At 54.8% G+C, this 2,507-nt stretch carries 3 protein-coding genes; all 3 read right to left on the reverse strand.

What is annotated here, in order from left to right:
• A partial coding sequence (locus tag DES53_RS32300; protein ID WP_147263768.1) for an RHS repeat protein occupies positions 1-287 on the reverse strand: 287 nt, incomplete at its 3' end.
• A gap of 533 nt (positions 288-820) precedes the next feature.
• A complete protein-coding gene (locus tag DES53_RS32305; protein ID WP_113962472.1) occupies positions 821-1,252 on the reverse strand; it encodes a hypothetical protein in 432 nt (143 codons plus the stop codon).
• 259 nt (positions 1,253-1,511) lie between these two features.
• A partial coding sequence (locus DES53_RS32315) for an RHS repeat domain-containing protein (protein ID WP_147263769.1) occupies positions 1,512-2,507 on the reverse strand: 996 nt, incomplete at its 5' end.

Genomic DNA, 2,507 nt, shown 5'->3' on the forward strand with positions numbered 1-2,507 from the left:
GAACCTCCGCCAGTGCCCTCACGCAGCGTCCGTCTCACCAATCTGCCCTGGGCATCATAGTGGCTGGTGGCCCACTGCCCATTGCCACTCAACTGACCCACGGCGCGTCCCGCCAGGTCGTAGTGGTAACTCGTGGTCCGCCCACCTTCGGTGATGCTCACAGGTCGATTGAGTGCATCAAAGGTGCGAGTCTCAATCCTGCCCGTGCCATACGCCGTGGCGATGCGATTGCCGGCGAGATCGTAGGTGTATGCATGGGTGAACTCACGCGACACCTCGGTGCTCACGCGACCAAGGTCGTCATAGGTGCGCGTGCCGTCCTCCTGCGTGAGAGATATCCAGCTTGGAGAAAGAGAGTGACAAGACTCCGTTCACCTCACATGGCCCAATCTTGACTATCGCGGGGCGTTGGAACAACCTGCGGGCCACATCGCACAGGAAGGCCGCATCCCTCAGAATTCGTTCCGACATGCCGCAGAAGCACCCATCACGCGCCAGCGAGCACTTTAGGAAGTTAACCAGGACCATTGCATTCGCGGCGGGCTTTGCATTGGGATGTTCAGTTTGAAGTAGGTAAACTTTGGCTCAGATAAAACAGAACAGTGAGGGTTGGGATGCGGGGACTGCCGACAGTGATGTAGAAAGCGCAGGCGGTTTAACATTCAGGGTCTTACCAACACACGAGCGTTCATAGCCGAGAAGCTATCTGTGCTTCATCTTTTCCAAATGGGTTGGCACAGCCAATGCCATTGGTTGGCCTGTGCGTTCATTAGAGTGACTGCACTTCTAACAATAGTTGGCACGAGCCTGCTGTGGGTCGTCACTTTTCAAAGATTGAAAATACTGCCGGATTTGGTGAAAAGCCCACAGCTTCATCTGCCGTTACTAACAAGAAAAATTCCTGTTCCTCAAGAATGGTGTGATCTACGAAGACGCGATATGCCTCAGGTTCCCTGCTTAGAATCGTTTGGAGCACCCCTAAAAACTTTGGACTCCAAAGCTTCTTTGAGGAGAGTTGGATACCCAATGAGCGGGCAAGTGGACCATCATCGTTCATTGTGAAATCTGCTTCACCATACTGATCGTGGATACCTATGGTCAGGAGCGCTGCCTGCACTCGGGCGTGGACAGCCCAATATTCCTTAGCGAATCGCTCCCGTGTCAGAGTCTCGCCAAGCAACGGCGGGTTGAATGCCGCCTCCATCATGCCCCGGAGTTCGGCCTCGGAAATCGGTCGAATGATGCCTCTCATGATTTTAGATCTACCACATGTTACTTGCTTATCCAATTGAGGAATGAATCAGAACGAGCCTCATCCACTTTCTTTTGCTCCTCGGGTGTATTTCCCTCAAGGGAACCCCACCTGTAGCGCTGCGTGCGTAGCGCCTCTTTTCGCGGAACACCAGCGTCAATATCCCGATCGTATTCTTCAATCGAGTCTTTTGCTTGCGCGGCACTCCCAGCCAGCCCGATAACTCCCAACATTCTGCCTCCCAGTCTCCCAATACGGGCTAACACACCAACCTTAGCAGCTCCGCGCTCGGCAGCCAAAAAACCTTTTGACCACCTCGAAATCTCGATGGGTGTTTTCCTTCCCTCCACATATTGTTAAAGGTTCGAATGTAATCGTCAGGCGCATTATCCACCTCTTGAATCAATGCCTTTGCGAACTCAACTGCATCTTTCCCAGTTCCAGTGGGCTTAAGCCCCAATTTCTCAGCCTTGTCCAAAAAGGCTTCCTTTAGTGCTCTATAGCGTCGACTGTATTCGCCGGCTCCAACACCGTTGTGGTCTTTACATTCAATCAGGGCATCTTTGGCGATATCAAGATCCTTTCCGTCGATTCTAATACTATCACCATTCAGGAGACGCTTAACATCCTTGCTAAGTCGCTGGTCATCGCGCGTGTCTGCAAACGGGGCTTTATGATGGCCAACGCCCGACTTTCGCGTGATATCGTCCTCAGCTAATCCCTTTGGATCAAACTTGCTCCACGGATTCTGCCTGACATACGCATAAAGGTTTGGGCCATCCACAAACCCCGCTGGATCTTTGCTCATCCAAACTCCCGTCTCTAATTCACGGTAGCGGAACCCTTCGTTGAGCAGGCCAGTGGGGTCTTCTTCCTTGGTGTTGGCTCGCTGGCGGTCGGCATTGCTGCCGGTTTCCACCGGGCGCTTGCCGTAGGCTTCGTAGCTGGCCGTCCAGGTAAGGTCGCCGGTGCTGTCGCTCTGGGCCACCACGTCGCCGCGGCCGTTGCTCAGGTTGAACTTCGGCGTGCCGCTGCGCAGGGAGTAGAGCAGCCCGCCCACCCCGCCGCCCATGTCCGGGCCACGCTGGTACTCGACGGTGGGTTGAGTGTTGAGAGTACCAGTTCCCGGGTCGGTCACCTCAAACTCCGCCACGCTCAAGCCGCCGCTGAAGGTCATGGCCACGGGATTACTGCCAGGCTCGCTGCGCGTGATGCGGCGCGTGCGGTAGTCATAGGCATAGCTGTGCACGCTGCT

This window comes from Roseimicrobium gellanilyticum (assembly GCF_003315205.1).
Classification (GTDB): domain Bacteria; phylum Verrucomicrobiota; class Verrucomicrobiia; order Verrucomicrobiales; family Verrucomicrobiaceae; genus Roseimicrobium; species Roseimicrobium gellanilyticum.